Source organism: Limnochorda sp. L945t, from assembly GCF_035593305.1.
GTDB classification, from domain to species: Bacteria; Bacillota; Limnochordia; order Limnochordales; family Geochordaceae; genus Carboxydichorda; species Carboxydichorda subterranea.
Genome location: NZ_CP141615.1, coordinates 2401422 through 2418521, shown reverse-complemented (window position 1 = coordinate 2418521; position 17100 = coordinate 2401422). Strand labels below are relative to the sequence as shown.

Genomic DNA, 17100 nt, shown 5'->3' with positions numbered 1-17100 from the left:
GCTGCCCGGCAAAGCGCCCGGAGAAGGGCGTGGAGCGCCATGCCCGTGCGGATGCTGCATCTGGCGGACCTCCATCTCGGCTACGCGGCGCCTTTCCTGCCGGCTTCCCTGGCGGGGGCCTGGCGGGAGGAGCGCGACCGGAGGCTCGAGCACGCGGTCGGCTGGGCCTTGCAGCAGCCCCGCCGTCCGGACCTCGTAGTGGTGGCGGGAGACCTGTTCGACCGCCCCGATCCCGAGCCGGCCCTGGCGTGGCGCACGATGGCGGCTTTGCGTCGCCTCGTCGACGCCGGGCTCGCGGTGGTGACCGTTTCCGGGGGCCACGACGAGTGGACCGACCCCTCGAGCGTCTATCGACGCTACGGCTGCGAGTGGCCCGGGCTCCTGATCCGTGAGCCGGACCCTTCGGCCTTCGGCCCGCTGCTGGTCGGCGGCGAGAAGGTGTACCTGTACGGCGCCGCGTTCACGGGAGGCTGGCGGCCCGCATCCCGGCCGATTACCCAACTTCCGCCCCGCTCGGCCAGAGAAGGGATCCACGTGGGGCTCTTCCACGCACGGCTCACCGGCCTTTCGGCGGGCATGCCCGAGGCAGGGCCGGCCTCAGACCGCGCTCTCTGGATCGACGGGGCCGCGCTGGCCGGCGCAGGCTACGATTACGTGGCCCTGGGCTGCGTACACCGGTACCTCACCATCTCCCTCGGGCGCACGCTCGCCGTCTACCCGGGCCCGGTCGACGGCCGGTCCTTCGACGATCCCGGCACCGGGCACTACGTCGTCGTCGACCTGCAGGAGGGCGAGCCCCCGCGGCTTCGCCGCGAAGCGGTCCCCGTGCGCCCGCTCCTCTCCGTCTCGATCCGGGCAGGGGTGCAGGGTCTTTCGTCTGCACGAACCATCGCAAGCCACCTGCAGGCCCGGCTCGGAGCCGTGCGCCCGGTGTTGCGCCTCGTGCTGACGGGGGACGGAGAGGTGGGCGCCGCGCTGGACGCCGGCGAACTGAAGGCCCTCCTGGCTCCCGCCTGCTTTTACCTCGAGATCGAGGATCGTACCTGCCCGGTCGACGAGCGCCGGCTCGCGTCGCTCGCCTCCCGGGAGGACGCCTTGGGACGGCTGGCGGCGTCCGCTCTGGAGACGTGGCGAGAGAAGGGGTCGGCCGATCGCCTCCCCGTCCTACAGGACGCCTGGCGCCTGGCCGCAGGCGCACTGGAAGACGCGCTCCCATGACCTTCTGCGTGCGCGCGCTCCGGCTGCGCGGCTTCGGTCCGCTGGACGACGTACGCCTGGCTCTCGAAGCGGGCCTCAACGTGGTGGCGTGCGGGTCGGCCCGGACAGCCCACGCCATCGCCGAAGGGGTGGCGTCGGCCCTGGCCGGCCCGGTGCCCGTTCCCGGTGCACGACGGCTCCTGAGCGGAGGGCCGGCCCCGGCCGCGCTGTTGCTTGTCGAGAGCGGCTCGTGGTGCTACCAGGTGTACCGGGAGCTCTCCCGCGGGACGGTGGCCCTCCGGCGGCGGCCCCGGGTCCCCGATCCTCCGGTGCAATGGCTCGATTTCCCGCCGTGGCCGCCCCGTGCGCGCCCCCGCATGGGCGATGACGGCTGGGAGTGGGTGTTTGCCGGTCACGAGGGCACAGGCAGGCGGGCAGGGAGCTCGCGGCCGGCGCAGCTCGCGGAGCGCTATCTCGGGGTACGCGTGCCCGAAGCGTGGTGGCGCTTGATGGCCACCCTTTCCTCCCGGGAAGGCGGCGACGTTCGCCCCCCGGCCTCCGTCCTGCGCGCTCTGCAGGAGTGGGCCGGGCGGCACGGGCTTCTGGAGGCGGCTGCGCGCCTCTCGGATCGGTTGAAAGAGCTGGAGACCCGGCAGTACCAGCTGTCGCGGCGGCTTGCCGCGATCGAAGAGCGGCTGCGGCTCGTCCGGGAGCAAGAGTCCGTCGAGGCCGCCCTGCGGGAACAGCTGGCGGCCGACGAGGCAGCGACGCCCCCTCTGCCCGAGGTGGACTGGTCTCCCTGGAAAGCCGATCCCGAAGCGGCGGTGGAACGCCTCCTGCAAGAAAGCCGGCGCCTCATGGAGGGCTACCGGCGACTGGCCGCGCTCGAAGCGGCTGTCCGCCGGCTGGCCGAGACCCTGACCGGCCGGTTCGCCGCCTTCGAAGCCCTGGGCCTCTCGGAACAGCACCTGGCAGCGCAGTGGGGCGAACTTCGCGAGCGCCTGTTGCGCCGCCGCGAGGCGCTGCTGGCCCGCCGGCAACCGGCTGAGTTGCGGATGGCCCGGTACGTCGAGCAGCTCCGGCAGGCACAGGAGCGGTACCGGCAGGTGCTGGAGCTGCAGCGCGCGTGGCGCCTGATGGATCTGGGGCAGGTCGCAGGCCGGCTGGCCGAGCACCTGCAACGGGCACGACGCCGCTCGGGCCTCGTGCGGGAGCTGGCCGAGCAGGAGCTGTCGTGCGCCCGCCTGGTGCGCCGGATACGGTGGATCTCGACCGCCTGGGCCGGGCTGCTCTCCTTTTCGGGCGGGCTGGCTCTGGCGGGGGCCGCGACCCTGGCCGGGTTGGGGCCGGCGGGTTGGACGGGCCCTCCGGCGCTCCTCGCGCCGGTCGCGCCTCTCGCTCTGGCGGGAGTGGCCTGGACGAAGCGACGGGCCTTGCAGCGCAGGCTTCGCAGGGATCGCGTACATGCCCGATCCCTGCGGCAGGAAATCCAGGAGCTGGAGGATGCCGCCCGGACCCTTCTCCCGGCCCTCGACGAGCAAGCCCTTTCGACGCTCTACGACGAGGCTCGCGCCGGTCTGGCCACCTTCGAGCGCCTGGAGGGCGAGCGCGCCGCGCTGGAGTCGGAGGGGATCACCGCCGGCCATCTGGACGCTCTCCGGCAGGAACTGCAGGCCGTGGACGAGGAGCTCGCGGTGCTTCGCGGCCGGCTGGCGCCGGTGCTGGAGTCGATGGACGACGAGGAGGTGCCCAGAGCTTACCGCCGCTGGCGCGCCTGCCGCGACCGGCTCCAGCGCCTCGAGCCCGTGCTGGAGGAGCAGCGACGCCGGCTCGTGGTCGCCGACGAACTCGTGGAGTGGGTGCTCGCCGCAGCTCCTCTGAGCCCGGTACCCCTGTCCGTGCAGCAGGCCCAGGATCCGGCCAGCCTGGCCCGCTGGCTCGAGACCGCCGGGCCGCGCTTTTGGGATGCGGCACGGCGGTCGGCCCGCCGCTGGCGGCTGCGCCGCCAGGCTCTCCAACAGGCAACCGCGCTGCGCGAGCCCGGGTCACCCGTCTGGAGCGTGGCCGGGGCCATGGAAGAGGCCGCCTTCTTGCGAGACCGCCTCGCAGGGCTTCGCCGGGAAACCGAGGCTCACCGCCTGGCGGTCGACTGGCTCCAGAGGGCGGCCGGCGGGCTGAGCCGGAGCGTCCGGTCGATGGTGGCGGACGAGATCCGCCGCATCGAGGAGCGTTTCCCTCCTGCCTGGCGCGACACTGCTTCGTGCCGCCGCCTGGCGGCGGCGTTGGCGGTGGGCCTGGTGGCCGTGCGTCTCGCCCCGAGAGGCGCCACGTGGCTGCCCCTGGTCCTGGTCGAGCCCGAAAGCACTCCCGAAGAGGTCCACCGCGTGGCCGTCGAGCAAGCGGGTCAACTTGCCATGCTCTCGTCTCCGGCCGGGGCTTGCGTGCAGGTACTGCTGCTGCACGCAGGCCAGCCCGGTGAAGGAGATCCTGCCTTCCCGGCGCAGGCCGTGCAAGCGAGCTGAGACCGCCTGCGGAGCATCGGGGCTTCAGGCTTGCCCGGTGCGAGCCGTTGCGGCCTTCTCCTTCAAGAACTCCAATACCACCCGGTCGATGAGCCCTGGCGGCGCCTCGCGCTCCTCGAAGTTTTCCACCGCGTGGAACTGCCGCAGCGCCTCCCGGGTGGCGTCGTCGAGCCGACCGGTGGCCTGGCCGAGCCACCCGAGTCGCACCAGGGCCTGCTGCGCCTCCAGGAGCACGGCCCCCTCCAGCGCGACGTGCTGCGGCCTCTCTTCCTTCTCGAAGTAGAGACGGAAAAGGCGGACGAGCCGCTCGAGCTCCGCGACCGGATCCGGGTGGTCGTCGACCCGGAGGTCCATGTACCGGTCGGTGTAGCCGCCGTACCCGCCCTTCTCCCGCACCACGAGGATGGCGGCCGACTGGCGGCCCCGCCGGTCGCCCCCGGCCCGCTGCCCTGCCGATAGCGCCGCCACCAGCCGGGCGGCCAGGTCCCGGCCACCCGACGACTGGAACGCCTCGGCCATGGCCTCGACCACCTGCGGCCCGGCCAGGATATTACCCTGGCAGGAGAAGTAGGGGCCCGTCACGTCGCCTGCCCACTCCAGGCACTGCGCTCCCGTGTACGCGAAAGCGTGGCCCTGGGCGTCCACGATCCCGAACTGCCGGTGCTCGCGGCCCTCGTCGCTCGCCGTCAACTGCCGGGCGACCGAGGCCACGTCGTGACCCGCGGCGAGGAGCTCGAGCCCCGCCGGGCCGTAGCTGGTATTGGCCCACGCCTGGGTGGCGATGGCCCCTACCCCCGCTTTGGCCCATGGCACCACGGCCCCCACGGCCAGGAACTTGGAGGCCACCGCGACCCCCAGGCTGCCCGTCCCGGGATCCGCGGCCACGATGGAGAAGGTGGCGACCGGGGCCTGCATCCTTTTCATGATGTCATCCGCCCCGGTGGCGTTGGTTCTCCCCGGCGCCGACCGACTCCTCCACCGGGCAGCGGCCGGCTTCTCGATCGTTCCTTCGGCCGGCGCATGTTCAGCGACCGACGAACAGTTCGGTCACCATCAGCCCGTACGGGCCTCCACGGACGACCCCGATGCCCATGTGGGTGTAGTGGACGTTGAGGATGTTGGCCCGGTGGGCGGGGCTGTTCATGAGGCTCTGGTGAGCCGACTGGGCGCTGGGCGCTCCGGCCAGGTTCTCGCCTGCGTAAATGTAGTGGACGTTACCCATGGCGAGCAGCTGCGCGAGCCCGCCCCAGGTGGGGGAATCGTGGCCGAAGTAGTTGCGCTGGATCATGTCGAGGCTCTTGCGCCGTGCCAGCTCCCGCAGGGTGGGATCCACCGACAGTGGGGCCAGGCCGCTCGCAGCCCGGGCCTGGTTGACCAGGCTCGCGAGGGTCTCTTCCGATGCCGGGTCGACGACCGGAGACGACTCAGGAGGCCGGGGCGGTTGCGGCTGAGGGGGCTGCGGCTGGGTCGAAGGGGGCTGCGGAGCGGGATACCAGGTCCCCGGATTGGCGGTGCCGGGACGGCTCGTCCACCAGCCGGAGCCGGTGCCGGGCCGCCACGTGTAGGTGCCGGAAGGGCTCGACGACCACGAGCTCCACGGCTGCCAGGAGGTCACGGGCGCGGAACGCCACGTGCCGGAACCCGAGGACGACCACGTAGCGGCGAGCGCCGGAGCCGTGAGCACGAGGCATACGGCGGCTGCCAGCAAGAGGACGCCCGGCGGCCGGCCGAGCGCCACGGGAAGGCGCATGCGCATGACGGGAAGGGCCCCTTTCCGTTGCCCCTCCCGTGGGCCGGGTGGTATCGGATTGGAAACGTCCCGTTCCTCGTTCGATTATCCCGGTCCTCCAGCGCTACGGCAGGGGTAGATCGCTGGCAGTGCACCCGCCGGCCGGCCTCCCGTGGAGCAGCCCTCCGGTGCTGGCACCCCTCTGGCGGCTTCCCCGTATCCTGCACGGGGTGACAACCATTCCCCGCGCGCTCGTCATCGGAACGGGATTCGGCGGCTGGTTTGCCGGGTTCGAGCGGGCCGTGCTGGCGGCACTGCGCCGGGCGGGCGTGATGACTGCCCGCGCCTCGACGGCGATCCTGCTCGACGGCCTTGCGGCTCGAGATGGGTGGGACGCGCCGGCTCCCTGGGATCTGGTGCTGGTGCTGGGCGGCGAACGGCTCGACGCTGCCACGGCCCGTTCCCTGCGCCGGCTGGGGCGGGTCGTGGCGGCGTGGGTGACGGAGGACCCGTACACCATCGACCGCCGCCCCGAAGCGTGGGCCGGTGCGTTCGACGTGGTCTTCACCAACGAGAGAATGGCGGTCGATCGCTACGGGCCGGGCCGGGGCGTTCACCTGCCGTGGTGCACCGACCCACAGACCTACCGCCCCGAGCGGGTCGGCCCTCCCGAGGAGCTGGACGTGGTCTTCGTGGGAAGCGGCTTTCCGCACCGGGTACGGCTGCTCAACGCCATGGCGGACCTGCTCGCGACTTTACGGGTAGAGCTCGTGGGCCCGTGGGACCGGTGGGACGTGGCGCTGGATCCGCGCCTTCGAAGGTTCGTGCGGCCGCCCACGGGCCGGCCCGAGGCGGAAGCTCGCCTCTACTCGAGGGCAGCCATTACCCTCAACGTGCACCGCCTGCCCGGCCCTCACGACCTGCCCGAGAACCTCAACGCCTCCCACGTGGGGGCGGTCTCCCCCAACAACCGCACCTTCGACGTGGCGGCGTGCGGCGCCTTCCAGCTCGTGGACGATACCCGGGCCGACCTTCCACGCTACTTCCGCCCGGGGGAAGAGATTGAGGTCTTCCGTGGCCCCGAGGATCTCGCTGCCAAGCTCCGCCATTACCTGGGCCGCCCCCAACTGCGCCGCGCCATGGCCCAGCGCGCCCGCCGGCGCGTCCTCGCCGAGCACACGTACGACCACCGCATCCGCCGGATGCTGCACATCGTCGCCTCCCTCGGGGCGCGGGGAAGGGAGGGGGCGGAGCATGCCGATCGACTGGAGCTACTACACGGACCGGCCGGACGTGCGAGGGCTGGTCCGCGATAGCTGCCGTACCATCCTGGACCTGGGGTGCGGCCCGGGGCTGGTCGGAGAAGCATTGAAACGGTCCCGGCCGTGCCGGGTCACGGGCGTGGAGATCAACCGGGAGGCGGCCGAGGAGGCCCGCCGGCGCATCGACGAGGTGATCGCCGGCGACATCGAGCAGCTGGTGGACGCCCTGCCGGCCCGCGCCTACGATTGCATCCTGGCGGCAGACGTCCTGGAGCACTTGCGGGACCCCTGGCGGGTGCTGCGGGCGCTGCGCCGTTGCCTGGCCCATGGGGGGTACGTCGTGGCGAGCGTACCCAACGTCGCTCACTGGTGCGTCCTCAAGGGGTTGCTCGAGGGCGACTGGGTCTACCAGCCGCAGGGGCTGCTGGACGCCACGCACCTGCGTTTCTTCACCCGGCGCGGGATCGTGCGGCTGTTCGAATCGAGCGGGTATCGCATCCAGCAGATGGCTCCGATGGTAAGCCCGATCTGCGGGGAGGTCCCCGCCGTGATCCTGGAAGGGCTGCGCTCGGCGGGGTTCGACGCGGATCGGGTGAGGGACGAGGCCACCCACTGGGTCTACTACGTGGTGGCTTACCCCGTGGCGGACGGGGAGGGAAGCTGAGCTGAGCCGGTCCGGCATCTACGTCTGCCTGGTGACGTACAACAGCATGGCCACGCTCCCCGCGGTGCTCGAACGGCTCGACCGCCACTGCGCTCCGGACACCGCCATGGTCGTGGTGGACAACGGCTCGACCGACGGCACCGGCCGGCACCTCGAGCGGATCCGGGCCTCGGCCGCGCACCGCATCGAGCTCATCGTCAATGCCACCAACCTGGGCTACTCGGAGGGCGCCAACCAGGCGCTCGCGCGGGTGCCGGCGGACGCGCCGGCGATCCTGCTCAACCCGGACGTGCTGGTGGGCCCGCACTGGGACGTGCGGCTGGCGGCCCACATGGCCGATACGGAGCAGGTGGGGGCGGTCGGCCCCCTTGGCTCCCTCATCGGGGGCCCCCAGGAGTACGGCCTCTACGGGGCCGCGCCCTTTGCCTCCCCGCAGGGCACCCAGGAGCTCGACCAGTTTGTCGAGCGGCTTTACCGGGCCTGCCGGGGGCATTTTCGCACGGTCAAGTTCCTCATCGGGTGCTGCCTGTTGATCACGCCGGCGGCGCGCTCGGCGGTGGGAGGCCTCGACGCGAGCATGCTCCTGGGGGCGGACGACTTCGACTGGAGCCTGCGGGCGAGGCTGGCCGGCTTCGACCTCCTGGTGGCCGAGGACGTCTTCGTGGAACACCGCAAGGGCACCTCGACCCGGCAGGCGGGCGCTCTGGCCTCCGAATGGGAACAGCTCTCGTGGCAACGCTTCACCGAGCGCTGGGCAACGCTCGTCGGCCAGATCGGCTGGCCGCGCCTGTTCGAAGACGAGGTGGAACTGGACCGGCCGCGATACCGCCGCATCGTTCACCGGCCGGCCCGGCCATGACCCCGGAGTTCCTGCTGGTGGCGCACGTGCCGGCGTTCGGCTTCCCGGGGCTCGCCTCCCACATCCGCGAGGCCCTGGAAGCCGGCTTCGCCGCCCGTGTGACGCAGGTGCTCCCCTCCCAGCTGACCGCGGAGCTGGTCGAGTCGGGCCGGTGGGCGTTCATGCTCGCCCTGCACGGCGGCTCCGTCGACCCGGATCTGGTCTGGCGGGCGAAGCGGCGCGGTATACGGACCGCCGTCTGGATCACGGAGGCTCCCTACGAGATCGATCTCCACACGCCGCGGTGGCTCGAGCCGTGGGATCACGTCTTCACCAACGACAGCGCGTCGGTGGAGGTCTACCGGGAGGCCGTCCGCAACGTGACCTACCTGCCCTGGTGCACCAACCCGCGCGTCTACCGCCCGTCCTCGGTCTCGACCGACTACAGGAGCGACGTCTGCCTGGTGGGGCAGGGATTCCCCAACCGCATGGCGCTGCTCAACGCCATAGCTCCGGCGCTCGAGCGGCTCCACGTCAAACTGATCGGCGACTGGACCGGCTGGGGCGACGCCCTGGCCCCGCGGCTCAAGCGCTTCGTACGCCCCGGGGTCTACGACGCAGGGGAAGTGGCGCGCTACTTCTGCGGAGCAGCCATCAACCTCAACATCCACCGGGACCCCATGCCGGAGACCATGCCCAACAACCGCAACAGCCGCCGGGTGCCGGCCAGGAGCCCCAACAACCGGCTGTTCGACATCGCGGCGTGCGGAGCGTTCCAGCTGGTGGACGATTCCCGGCCGGACATCCGGCGGCTCTACCGGGAGGGCGAGGAGGTCGTGCTGTTCCACGACGCCCGAGACCTGGCCGAGAAGATCGAGTATTACCTCGCCCACCCCGACGAGCGCCGGAGGATCGCCGAGGCTGCCCGCCGCAGGACGCTCTGGGAGCATACGTTCCGCCACCGCCTGGCGGTGATCGTGCGCTCGCTCATGCAGCCGGCGAGCGGCCCGACTCGAGCCAGCGGCGATACCAGCCCATAGTGGCCTCCAGGGCCGCTCGCAGCTCCCACCGCGCCGACCAGCCGAGCAGCTTCTGGGCTTTGCTCGGATCGAGCCACTGCTCCCGGATCTCGGCCCTGGCCTGGCCCAGGACGTGCGGCCTGAGATCGGGCCGCCCTGCCAGCTCCAGGATGGCGTGGACCACGTCCAGCACCCGGTACGGCCGCCCGCTGCCGAAGTTGAACGCCTCACCCGCGAGCTTCCCGTCGAGCGCGCGTTCTCCGAGGGCGAGGTAAGCGCTGCAAGCATCTTCCACGTACAGCCAGTCTCGCTTCTCCTCGCCGGTGCCCCGCAGGCGCGGCGGGATGCCCTGCAGGGCCGAGACGGCGACGTGGGGCACCAGCCGGCCCAAGTTGAGGTCGGCTCCGCCGAAGATGTTGGCGCAGCGGGCGACGTAGACGGGCAGGCCGAAAGTGTGGAAGTAGCTGCGGGCCACGAGGTCCGCGCAGCTCTTGGAGACGTCGTAGGGGTAGCGGCCGGCCATCGGGGCCTCCTCCCGGTACGGGAGACCGCTGGAGTCGCCGTACGCCTTGTCGGAAGAGGCGACCACCACGCCCTTGACCGTGGGGGTGCGGCGGGCGGCCTCCAGCACGATCCAGGTACCCCGGACGTTGGTCTCGAGCGTGGCCACGGGGCCCGACCGGCCCACGGTGACCTGGGACTGGGCGGCCAGATGGAAGACGACTTCCACCGCGTACTCGGCCAGCACCCGTTCCACGGCCGCCAGGTCGGTGACGTCCGCCCTGGCCTCGCTCACGAGGTCGGGCCAGACGCCGCGCCAGTACCGGAGCAGCCGCGTCTCGTCGCGCACGAGTGCGACCACCGGTGCGCCGCGCTCCGCCAGCGCCTTTGCGAGCCACCCGCCGACGAACCCCGAAGCGCCCGTCACCATGACGGGCCGGCCGGCCCACGGTGGGCCGGCCGGGACGCTCAATCCGTCCAGACTTTCCACGGTGCACCCTGCCTCCACGCGCGGTTGAGCGCGGCCGCGTCCTTGGGGGTATCCATGCACGCCCAAAAACCGTGGTGATGGAAGACCGCCAGCTCCCCCTGCGCCGCCAGGCGCTGGAGCGGCCCTTGTTCGAGCATCTCGCCCGGCGCGAGGACGTCGAGCACCCGGCGCTCGAAGACGAAGTACCCCCCGTTGACCCATACGTCGAGCCGCGGCTTCTCCTGGAAGCTGCGGGCCTTGCCCTCCTCGACCTCCAGGACGCCGAAGGGCACCTCCCGCCGGACGGCCGTCACGGTCGCAAGCAGCCCCATGCGCCGGTGGTAGGCCAGCAGCGAGCCGAGGTCGAGGTCGGCGAGGCCGTCGGCGTAGGTGACGAAGAAGGTGGGAGCGTCGAGGTAGGGGGCCAGGAGTAACAACCTCTCCCCGGTGGGGGTATCGAGCCCGGTCTCCACCATCGTGACGTGCCATGGAGGGCGGGCGCCGTGGCGCCGGATGAGCTGGTCGTCCATGCGAAGGGTCAGGCTGCCCGCCAGGTAGAGCTGTTCGAAGAAGTACCGCTTGATGGCCGCTGCCCCGTACCCCAGCGCCAGGACGAAGTCACGATGGCCGTACGTGGCGAAGTGCTGCATCAGGTGCCACAGGATCGGCCGGCCCCCGATGGGCACCAGGGGCTTGGGCCTGCTCCCCGACCGCGAGGCCATGCGCAGGCCGCGCCCGCCGCACAAGATGACGACTGGAACCATGGTGGAATCCAGACTATGGGCCGGCGACGCTCTCCGCCATGGGACGGGCGGGGCATTTGCGTGGCCCGCGCACGACGCCGGAGGCCTCCGGCGTTCAGCGGTACTCGGTGGGGTCGTCCAGCACGTGCTGCCACTTCGACTCGAACCGCTGGCGGCCGAGTTGGAACCAGGTCGCCGAAGCGGAGCCGACCTTGGCCGTGCTGACCGAACTGTGGTGGACGACGCGGCTTTCGGGCCAGTATACGACCCGGTAGCCGTGAAGCCGGGCATTGAGGCAGTAGTCCATGTCCTCCCAGTAGAAGAAGTAGCCTTCGTCGAACCACCCCAGTACCGGCACGAGGCTGCGCCGGATCATGAAGCAGGCGCCGACGAGCCCGAGGCAGTCGACGGGCTGTGCGAAGACGTCGGGGCCGTCGGGCAGGCCCGTGCCTCGCGCCACGTGGTGGCGGTTGGTCCCCATCACCCCGGCCCCCGCGAAGGCGATGTGCCCGTCGGGGGTGAGCAGTTTGGGCCCGATGACGGCGATCCGCGGGTCCGACCCCATCCCCCGCACCAGGGCGTCCAGCCACCCGGGCGTCACTTCCACGTCGTTGTTGAGGAACACGACGTACTCGCCGTTGCCCGCCTGCGCTCCCTGGTTGCACGCCGAGGCATACCCACGGTTGCTCTCGTTCCACAGCACCCGGGCGTCCTGGAGCGAGCGCAGGTAGGCCCGGATCGGCTCCCCGCTCCCGTTGTCCACCACGGTCAGGGTATGGGGACCGGGCGTGTGCCGCCGGACGCTCTCGACACACGCCTGCAGGTGCTCCAGTTCCTCGTAGCTCACCACCACGATGTCCGCGACCCCCCGCGCGAGGCCGGTCGTAACCTGGGAGGGTGCTGCGGCCGCAGGCCTACTCCGTCCAGGGAAGGAGAACCGGGTCGGGGTCGAGGATGCTCCGGTAGTGGTCAAGCAGGACACCTCCGCATCCGGTGGGGTCGTGCGCCATGTACTCGAGGTACTTGCGGACCTGGTCCTCCTTGCGCACGTACCCGAAGTCGCGGTAGCGCAGGCCCGTCGCCAGCATCGGCCCGTCCACGTTTTCGGGGAGCCTGCCTCCGTGGAGCTTCTGGGGGCGGAACCGGTACGTCTTGCCCGGGAACACCCGGGCGATCATGGGCGTGTAGACCCAGCGATTGTCCCATCCCTTGTCGACGCGGTAGGTGTTCATGCCGTTCCACATGTGGAACCTCTGGAACCCCAGCAGGTGATACCCCTTCTGGCTCAAGAGCTGGAAGCGCATCTTCTTGAACTTTCGCTCGAGCATCTCGTCGGCGTCGATGGCCAGGATCCACTCCGGATGGGTGGCGAGGGCCAGTTCCCAGGCTTGCTGGCGCAGCGCCGACTCGTCTTCCCAGAACAGATCCCGCTCGTTGCGGTAGACCCGTACACGGGGAAACGACCGGGCGAGGGACGCCGTCCCATCCGTCGAACCGCTGTCGAGCACCACGACCTCGTCGCAGTAGCTGACCAGGTCCTCGAGGACCATGCCCAGATAGCGGTTGGCCTCGTTATGGGCGATCATGACCGCCGTTAGCTTGTTTCCCATGGATCGCAAGACACACCTCGCCATTCCATGACACCGGCAGCGCCGGCACCCGCCGTGAGGCGGCAGGCACCGGCGCTGCCGGAATGGGCCAGGCGCTCCGGTACGCCTTATGCGCCCGGTACGACCGGTAGCGGGTAAGGATAGGGTGCCGTCTGGAGCCTCACCTGGCGCTCCTCCCCTACGACCACGTCGAAGCGCAGGATGACCTTTTGATGCACCAGCGTGGGGGACAGGAGCTCCGTCTGGATGTGCTCGATGGTCGGGGTGACCTGGACGAGGAGATCGGGCGCCGAGCCCACCACCTCGACCACGGCGCTGAACGGGATCGTCTCGGCCTGGTGGTGTTCGAGCCCGTCGTCGAGGCCGACGAAGAAGAGCTGCTTGTGCACGGTGCCCTGTATCAGCACTTTGCCGGGGAGGGAGATGGCGCGCAGGTTCTCGACCCGGGCCAGCACGTCGCTGATCTTGAGCGCTCCGACGCTGAGCGTGACGTCCCGCTCCAGCATGATCTGGTTGGTGCCCTGCCCGAGCACCACCTCGGCCTTGATGAGCACGCCTGCCGGGTTCTCGACCACGCTCATGATGCGCAAGCGGGCCACGTTGACCAGGAAGTCGACGACGACCTTCTCCAGCATCTGCGTGGTGGCGCTGGCGCCGTCCGGGAAGAGGAGATCGAACGCCGTGAAGACGACCACCGGCTCGACGATGACGACGTGCTCCGGCCGCGTGCCGGGAGCCTCGACGAAGTGGCTGAAGGGCACGTCGACGGCCTGGTGGCGTTCGACGTTGGCCTCGTCGACGAAGAAGATCTGCTTGTGGAGCAGCCCCTGGATGATCACCTTGTCGTTGATCGGTTCGATGGTCAGGAACTCCGGCGGGATCGAGACCCGCACCTCGACGACCTTGATCGCGGGCACGCTGAGCGTGACCGGGATCTCCTCCACCATCTGGCCGGTGACGTCGGCCACCACCTCGAGCGCCTTGATCGGGAGTCCACCGGGTTGCTCCACCAGGTTGACGTGCTCGCGCTGCGTCACCTTCACGAAGACGTCGAGCATGATCTTTTGCACCAGCACGCAGTCCTCGAGATGGAAGAGGATGCGCTCCACCGTGACGGTGGGCTGGCAGTGCATGCCCGGACGGGTACCCGGCACGTCCACGAACGTGCTCACGGGCACCCGCTCGCCCAGGTGGTGCACCAGGTTGTCGGGCCCCACGTAGAAGACCTGCTTTTCAAGGACCAGCTGGACGATGACTTTGTCGTCCAGGAGCTCACAGCGTACGTCCACGATCCGGTGGGTGATGTCCCGGACTTTGATGGTCCCGGCCGGCAGGGGAGTACGCCACTCCTGCAGCACCTGGCGGCTGTTCTCTGCGACCACGACCTCCGCTTTGACCAACGGGTCGACACCCACGGTGAGCATCGCTCCTTCGTACCGGATTGGCGGCTCTCTTCCGGTGGAGGACGCCGGGGGTGGTGCATCGGGCTCCCACTCCGGCGGCTCCGCATCACCAGGGGTGCCGTCTCCCATCGGATCCGGTGCCGTGGTAGCCTCGGCGTCGCCGGCAACGTCGCCGGCAACGGTTTCCACGGGTGCCGGCGCGCCCGCTTCGGGCTCATCCGTGCTCGTCTCGTCCACAGGCGCCACCGGCGGTGCTACCTCCGTCTGGCCGGCGGGACTCTCTTCCACCTCCTCTTCCTGTTGCTGTCGTGCCGGTTGTTGTGGGGTCTCTCCCCACGGCTCGGGCCGCTCCTGCCGTTCCGGTGCCCCGCCGTCTTGCGCGCCGGATGGCGCAGACGGTGCCGCATCGGTCGCGTCGTCGGCCGGCAAGGGCTCCACGAGCAAGGCGGCCTCGAGTGGTAACGTTGCCGCCAGCACCTCGCCTGCCGGCGTCGATGCAGCCGGCGAAATGCCTATCCGCCGGCTGGTCTTGCCGGATCCGGGCAGGACCGGTGGCCTCGTGCCGCGGGGCCTGGCGTGGTGCCTCGAGCTGATCCACCACACTCCTGCGACCAGCAAGATCAGCAAGAGCGCGGCCATGGCGTAGAGGGTGTGTTCCTGGGCCACGGCTCTTCGTCATCCCCCTTTCCGCTGCGCCCCTGGCGCTCATCGCTGCCTGCCGGGATGAGACCCGGCGCGGCCTGCCGGACATGCGCCGCTCGGTGCCCAGGCTATGGGGGCACGGTGGTGTGGGAAACGGGACGCCAATCCTAACTGCTACCTTGGGCCGGCGGCCGCGGCGGGCGGTACGGCGAGGGGATCCGAGGCGAGCGTGACGTGGGTCACGATGGTCACCGGCACAGGGTAGGGGACGCCGTCGTCGACCACGTCGAGCAGGACGGTCTGGCGCTCCACGCTAACGACGGCGGGCCCGCGCACGTCGGTGATGAGGTCCAGCACCACCCGCTCCGTGACCTTGACCAGCAGGGAGAGCTGGACGGCGACCTCGGCGCTCGCGCCGCCCGGCGCCGGCGTCGCCCGGGCCCCGGTCACCGTCACGGTCAGGTAGGGCGTCATGCCCGGCCGGACGCCGGGCAGCGCCACCGCCAGCTCGACGGGGAGTTCGGCGGTGGCCCGGTGGAGAGTACCGTCGGCCGCCGAGTAGGTCAGGGCGGCTCGCACCGTTCCCAGGACCAGCGCCTGCCCGTTGCCGACCTGGACGCTGAAGCCCGCAGGCTGGGCCTCGACTTGCACGGGGACCGAGGGGGCGGCCGGGGGCGAGAGCGTGACCGTGCCTCGCACCTCGTGCTGCAGGCTGGCCTCGCCCTGGACGAGGTCGGCCCTGGCCCGGATCCGGTCGATGGTCACGTCGGCGCCGAGGATGTCGAGCACCACGGGCACCTGGCGGGACGAGGCGGTCCCGCCCGAGACCCGGACGACGGCCACCACGCTCACGGCACGCCCGTCCTGCGCGAGGCGCGGCAGGATCTTCTCGATGCTGAGCTCGAGCCGGAAGTCGGGGCCGACGGGCCCCGGCACGGAGACCAGGATCTGGAACGGCTGATCGAACGCCACGTGGTGCATGATGTCGTCCGTGCCGACAACGAACACCTCGAGGTGGAGCACCCCGCGCACGCCGAGCGCCCGCGGGCCGAACTGTTCCACGCCGAGCAACCGGGCCTCCCCGCGCACGTCCTTGATCTTGACGGCGGGCTGAGGCAGCGGCACCAGAGCCTGGACCAGGCTCTGCGCCCGCACCGGGGCCAGTTCCTCGACCCGGATGACCCGCTCGAGCACCTCCGGGGCGACGGGCACGATGGGCACGGGGCGCTCGACGAGGACCTGGCTCGTGCCCGTGCCGACCACGACCTCGGCCAGGATGGTCAGATCCGTGCCCGGCTCGACGGGAAGCAAGACGAGCTGGGTCACCACCACGCTTCCCGAGAGGGTGCCGGTGACGCGCACGGTGCTGGGCGCGACGAGCTCGAAGACGGTGGCCGTCACGTCGAGCTGGACCGAGGCATCCATGCCCGCGGCCGCGCCCGGCACGTCCACGGCCACGGAAAAGGGCTCCGTGAAGCTCTCGGACCGCATCTCGCCCGTCCCGGCGTCGACGTAGTCGACCCGGTAGACGAGGGTGCCGCTGATGAAGACCTGGCCGAGATGGACCCGGGCGGTCACCGATCCGATGGTGGTGACGACCCCGGTGACGGCGGCCGGCTGGCGGCTGAGTACCAGGTCGGCGGTGTCGCCGGCGGTGACCGGGGCTTCCCCGACCAGCTGGGCGAGCTTGAGGACGGGCCCCTCGCCGGCCACGACGCTGACGTCGCGGGGGCGGCTCACGACCACGGTGCCGCCCAGCAAGGAGGCGACGTCCACCGTCGTGGGGTCGACCAGGGTAGGCTCGAGGTTGACGATGGCGAGCGAGACGGTGGCGTGATCGCCGGGCCGTGAGCCGGGGACGGCGGCCACGACTTCGAAGGGCGCCTGGGCGCTCTGATGGTGCTGGCGGCCGTCGGTGCCCACGTAGAAGATCTGGTAGTGGAGCAGTCCCGTCACGGTGACCGTGTCGGTGCCGGCGGAAGGGGTCACCGCCTCCAGGGTGGCCCGCACCTCGGTCAGCTTGACGGCGGGGCTCGCCAGGGCGTGCTGGCTGGCCACGGTCCGCTGGGCGCTCGCCTGTCCGATGAACTCCTCGACCCGGACCAGGGGGCCGGTCCCCGTCCGGATGCTGATGGTTTGCAGCTCGGCTGCCACCGCCGACGAACGCACCAACACTTTCTGGAAGACGGTGGTGCCGTCGGGCGAGAGCACGAAGGCCACGTGCTCGACCGCGCTCTGCACCTGGGCCAGCATCCCCGGGCGGGCACCCGGCACGGGGATCATCTGGGTGAACGGGAGCGTCTCCGGCGTGTGGTGGACTGTGCCGTCCACGCCGACCCAGAAGATCTGCTTGTGCACGGACCCCTGCACCACTACGGCATTGGGCACCACGAGGGCTTCCCGGACGAGGGCCTCTGCCCGGATCTCCTTGACTTTGATCGCCGGACCCCCGCCCTGCGGACTCGCGGCCCGGGAGACGGCCATCGCACGCGCCTCCTCGC

At 70.8% G+C, this 17100-nt stretch carries 14 protein-coding genes; 6 read left to right on the top strand and 8 right to left on the bottom strand.

Going from position 1 to position 17100, the window contains the following annotated elements; genetic code table 11:
- The first annotated feature begins 39 nt into the window (after nucleotides 1-39).
- Together U7230_RS11200 and U7230_RS11195 are read left to right on the top strand one after the other, a co-directional pair.
- A complete protein-coding gene (locus U7230_RS11200; protein WP_324715924.1) occupies nucleotides 40-1218 on the top strand; it encodes a metallophosphoesterase family protein in 1179 nt (392 codons plus the stop codon).
- On the top strand, nucleotides 1215-3719 hold the full coding sequence (locus U7230_RS11195) for a coiled-coil domain-containing protein (RefSeq protein ID WP_324715923.1): 2505 nt from the start codon (nucleotides 1215-1217) through the stop codon (nucleotides 3717-3719). The genes U7230_RS11200 and U7230_RS11195 overlap by 4 nt, the downstream gene beginning before the upstream one ends.
- A 24-nt stretch (nucleotides 3720-3743) precedes the next feature.
- Here the strand turns inward: U7230_RS11195 and U7230_RS11190 are convergent, their stop codons facing one another.
- Both U7230_RS11190 and U7230_RS11185 read right to left on the bottom strand, forming a co-directional pair.
- Nucleotides 3744-4643, bottom strand: a complete 900-nt coding sequence (locus U7230_RS11190; protein WP_324715922.1) for a DUF1028 domain-containing protein — start codon at nucleotides 4641-4643, stop codon at nucleotides 3744-3746.
- 100 nt (nucleotides 4644-4743) lie between these two features.
- Complete coding sequence (locus U7230_RS11185) at nucleotides 4744-5475, bottom strand: CAP domain-containing protein (protein WP_324715921.1); 732 nt, start codon at nucleotides 5473-5475, stop codon at nucleotides 4744-4746.
- A 161-nt stretch (nucleotides 5476-5636) separates the two neighbouring features.
- Here U7230_RS11185 and U7230_RS11180 point away from each other — a divergent pair, with 161 nt between their 5' ends.
- From U7230_RS11180 to U7230_RS11165, 4 genes are read left to right on the top strand one after another with little or no spacing between them, the layout of a single operon-like run.
- Nucleotides 5637-6764, top strand: a complete 1128-nt coding sequence (locus U7230_RS11180; RefSeq protein WP_324715920.1) for a CgeB family protein — start codon at nucleotides 5637-5639, stop codon at nucleotides 6762-6764.
- On the top strand, nucleotides 6703-7374 hold the full coding sequence (locus U7230_RS11175) for a class I SAM-dependent methyltransferase (protein WP_324715919.1): 672 nt from the start codon (nucleotides 6703-6705) through the stop codon (nucleotides 7372-7374). The genes U7230_RS11180 and U7230_RS11175 overlap by 62 nt, the downstream gene beginning before the upstream one ends.
- A 1-nt stretch (nucleotide 7375) precedes the next feature.
- On the top strand, nucleotides 7376-8233 hold the full coding sequence (locus U7230_RS11170) for a glycosyltransferase family 2 protein (protein ID WP_324718234.1): 858 nt from the start codon (nucleotides 7376-7378) through the stop codon (nucleotides 8231-8233).
- Nucleotides 8230-9252 carry a glycosyltransferase family protein gene (locus U7230_RS11165; protein ID WP_324715918.1) on the top strand — a complete coding sequence of 341 codons (1023 nt, stop codon included), beginning with the start codon at nucleotides 8230-8232 and terminating at the stop codon, nucleotides 9250-9252. Before U7230_RS11170 ends, U7230_RS11165 begins: the two co-directional genes overlap by 4 nt.
- Here the strand turns inward: U7230_RS11165 and U7230_RS11160 are convergent.
- From U7230_RS11160 to U7230_RS11135, 6 genes are all read right to left on the bottom strand, one after another.
- A complete protein-coding gene (locus U7230_RS11160; RefSeq protein WP_324715917.1) occupies nucleotides 9200-10222 on the bottom strand; it encodes a GDP-mannose 4,6-dehydratase in 1023 nt (340 codons plus the stop codon). The genes U7230_RS11165 and U7230_RS11160 overlap by 53 nt on opposite strands.
- Nucleotides 10201-10965: a sugar phosphate nucleotidyltransferase gene (locus tag U7230_RS11155; protein WP_324715916.1), complete on the bottom strand. Its 765-nt coding sequence runs from the start codon at nucleotides 10963-10965 to the stop codon at nucleotides 10201-10203. The genes U7230_RS11160 and U7230_RS11155 overlap by 22 nt, the downstream gene beginning before the upstream one ends.
- A gap of 94 nt (nucleotides 10966-11059) precedes the next feature.
- Nucleotides 11060-11797, bottom strand: coding sequence for a glycosyltransferase family 2 protein (locus U7230_RS11150; RefSeq protein WP_324715915.1), 738 nt, complete (start codon nucleotides 11795-11797; stop codon nucleotides 11060-11062).
- A gap of 61 nt (nucleotides 11798-11858) precedes the next feature.
- On the bottom strand, nucleotides 11859-12554 hold the full coding sequence (locus U7230_RS11145) for a glycosyltransferase (protein ID WP_324715914.1): 696 nt from the start codon (nucleotides 12552-12554) through the stop codon (nucleotides 11859-11861).
- Between the two features lie 107 nt (nucleotides 12555-12661).
- Nucleotides 12662-14623 carry an SPOCS domain-containing protein gene (locus U7230_RS11140; protein ID WP_324715913.1) on the bottom strand — a complete coding sequence of 654 codons (1962 nt, stop codon included), beginning with the start codon at nucleotides 14621-14623 and terminating at the stop codon, nucleotides 12662-12664.
- 150 nt (nucleotides 14624-14773) lie between these two features.
- Nucleotides 14774-17083, bottom strand: coding sequence for a DUF3794 domain-containing protein (locus U7230_RS11135; RefSeq protein ID WP_324715912.1), 2310 nt, complete (start codon nucleotides 17081-17083; stop codon nucleotides 14774-14776).
- Nucleotides 17084-17100: the final 17 nt, after the last annotated feature.